This window comes from Acinetobacter geminorum (assembly GCF_013009345.1).
In the GTDB taxonomy this organism is placed as follows: Bacteria; Pseudomonadota; Gammaproteobacteria; order Pseudomonadales; family Moraxellaceae; genus Acinetobacter; species Acinetobacter geminorum.
In genome coordinates, this window is record NZ_JABELE010000040.1 from 1 (window position 1) to 2,803 (window position 2,803).

Below are 2,803 nucleotides of genomic sequence, written 5' to 3' on the forward strand. Positions count from 1 at the left end.
AAAAAAACACGCCTGAAACCCTTGAGTTTCAAGCGTGGCATGAGATTTCGTAAATATACCAAGAGCCCCTTATTCAGACTTGATAGAGAAATCCTTTAAATCCGAATAAATATAAAAATCCCCATTATCAACAGAGAGCTGTAGTTCAGAGTTAAGACTAATAATTACATCAGTCACAACACCAGAACAGGTGAAAGAATATTCATCTGAATCAGACTTAAGAACATAAACAAAAGAAACTTGTTTGCCTAAAAGTTCTAAAACAGTAGTATTCGCGTTAGCCATGATAAGTACTCCTTGACAGTACGTTGTGGTTAGGTGAAATCGGGGATGGCACTCCCTGATTTCACCGACTTACTAGTATTGTTAACTAGTTAAAAACTATAAATGTAAAACACATAAATATCCGTCCCATCTTCGGATTCGCTTCCGAACCCGAACACGAGTAACTGGTGGGATTTGCCAGTGTTGTTTTTTTCGTCCGTGCTGCGGGGCAAGCGCGCCAGTGCGGGCCCTCCCAGCGTCGCTCACTCCTCGCCCGTCCATGCTCACCAACAGGTTGCGTCCTTCTACTCCTCGAAGCTCGTCGGCGGCGTCCTTACCTGTAGGTTCGACATGACGAGTAAGTTGTAAATCGTAATAAGACTTCTTAGAAAAGACGAACTTATAAATCATTTCTAGATAAGGTAAATCAGAATCATCTGGTAAATCATCAATTAATGATTCAGGAATTTTCACGCCCCAAAGAGATCCAAAAGCACCACTTAATCGCTTACCTTTTAAAACTTTGAAAGCTTCCCAAGTCTTTTCTACAGAAAGATCACCAAATTTGAGAGCATATTTACAGACTTCAGCAGCAGCACCTGAATAGCCTAAGTCTTTTTGTTTTTTGGCTCTACGGATATCAACGACCATAGAGTCCCCAGTAATAGATTGCCAATATTGAGACAATTCATCCTGATCTATCCAATCATCCAAAAGTGCAAACACATGAATATGGGGATGCCACTCATTAGTTTTTTCATTGTAAGTATTCTCATATGAATACATTGCACCGTTAATTTTGCAAAATTCATTAAAGCCACGCCCTTTTTTAATATAGTCCCTACGACGCTCTATAAGCGTTCTAAACGATTTTATAAGATGAGTGAACCGTTCCCTTAGATCTACCCCATTTTTAACCGTAAACGTGATCATAACGGGCTTTAAACGAGGATTTTCAGATAAGACTTGATCAACACGCTCAGAGTATTTTTGAATTGCCTTAGAAGCTCTAATACCTGCACAAAACGGGCATAACAAATGCTCACTACAAGCTTGGAACTTGGCGAGTTTAATTTGGTCAATGGTGTAAAAATTTTTGAATAGAAGAAAATTACCGCACCCATTTAATTTTTGGGCAGTTTTCATGGCGCGAATAGATTCATCGTTTTTTACATCGGCATGATAATTTTCTTTAATCTTAGCTAACGAAAATAAATAGTTTTCTTGTTGCTTCGATCTATGTTTCAAAATGCCAAAACGTGTTATTCTATCCCTATGTTGATCTCCTTTGGGAGATGCAAAACCCTTGTTATCACCGGTCGCCAAACTGTCCGATAACAGGGGTTTTTTCTTATCTAAATTCTGCAAATTTTGTCCCCGCTTTAATCAATAGTATCAAGTAAAAGAAAAAACATCGAGACGCTTCGCTAACTCGATGTTTTTTAGGGAAAATCATAGGTGATCTGCTAAAACAGGTTTCGCACCTTTTCGAACATAAAAAATAACGTTACGACCAACAGCCATAGCGCCACAACTGATGCTAATAAGCTTATTTTTGAAATCATCATAAATACGAGAATCTTCAACAGTAAGGTCGATTAATTCATTTTTAATTTGTCCGTTGGGAAGCTCCAACGAACCTAGAAGCTGGACCTTATCTCGAGCTTCATATTCTTCGCCCTTTTTATTAGTCCCACCATCTAAGTGGTATGTATTTAAAACTGTACCTTCAAGCTTAATCATTCTGGTATCCCCTCAATTAACTTCAAACGACCATCGACCATAGCAATGGTAAAAAATGTAATTTGTCTCTTTTTATCTAAATGTTCCTGGAGAACCTGTCTAAAGTAAGTACATGCTTCATCCAGGCTTTCCATAGAGGTGTTACTTATAATTCGTGGTTTTCTAATCATCTGAAAGTTCTCCAGAATCATATTGAGAAAGCTCTTCATAATATTGAGCTTCTAAATGTCCCAGAGCTTCCAAAGTTTCCTCATCTAATTTAAACATAACTTGATCCATGGCGATTTCAAGTAAGTCATTCAACAACGCATTACGCGGAGTTTTATTATGGGAATTTTGAATGGTATGAAGTGCTGATAAACGTGCAAAAAGGGGAAGTCTTACACGAAAAGGAATCTGCTTATAAAGACCAATATATTCAGATTCAGCAGTACCACTAATTTCTGCAACAAGTGTATCTAATTTTGATGGATTGCTCATAAATCTTACCTTATATATAAAAGGAATCATTTTGTGATTCTATTTATATATCAAAATTAAAATCTATTCAATATCACGGCGAGCAAAGCTCGGTAACTCCCGTTCTTAGGCTAAAGGGAGCTTGTAATCAGAGAGGGAAGGTTTGAAATCGTTTTATGTCAGTTCGTGGGTAGACACCCACTCTAAGATTTAGGTGCTTTTTCAGTAATGCACGCTTACGCGTTTCTCAAGAAACTATAAAAAAAACACGCCTGAAACCCTTGAGTTTCAAGCGTGGCATGAGATTTCGTAAATATACCAAGAGCCCCTTATTCAG

Annotated in this window: 4 protein-coding genes; all 4 read right to left on the minus strand. The window is 37.9% G+C overall.

Translation table 11 applies throughout. From position 1 onward, the window contains the following. Nucleotides 1-69: 69 nt before the first annotated feature. The 4 genes from HJG58_RS18525 to HJG58_RS18540 all read right to left on the minus strand — a co-directional run bounded on the left by HJG58_RS18525 (nucleotide 70) and on the right by HJG58_RS18540 (nucleotide 2,487). Nucleotides 70-285: a hypothetical protein gene (locus tag HJG58_RS18525; protein WP_001262268.1), complete on the minus strand. Its 216-nt coding sequence runs from the start codon at nucleotides 283-285 to the stop codon at nucleotides 70-72. Nucleotides 286-381: 96 nt separating this feature from the next. After that, on the minus strand, nucleotides 382-1,632 hold the full coding sequence (locus HJG58_RS18530) for a protein rep (RefSeq protein ID WP_001180320.1): 1,251 nt from the start codon (nucleotides 1,630-1,632) through the stop codon (nucleotides 382-384). Between the two features lie 84 nt (nucleotides 1,633-1,716). Beyond that, a complete protein-coding gene (locus HJG58_RS18535) occupies nucleotides 1,717-2,007 on the minus strand; it encodes a hypothetical protein (protein WP_000593064.1) in 291 nt (96 codons plus the stop codon). A 162-nt stretch (nucleotides 2,008-2,169) separates the two neighbouring features. Next, nucleotides 2,170-2,487 carry a hypothetical protein gene (locus tag HJG58_RS18540; RefSeq protein WP_000070380.1) on the minus strand — a complete coding sequence of 106 codons (318 nt, stop codon included), beginning with the start codon at nucleotides 2,485-2,487 and terminating at the stop codon, nucleotides 2,170-2,172. Nucleotides 2,488-2,803: the final 316 nt, after the last annotated feature.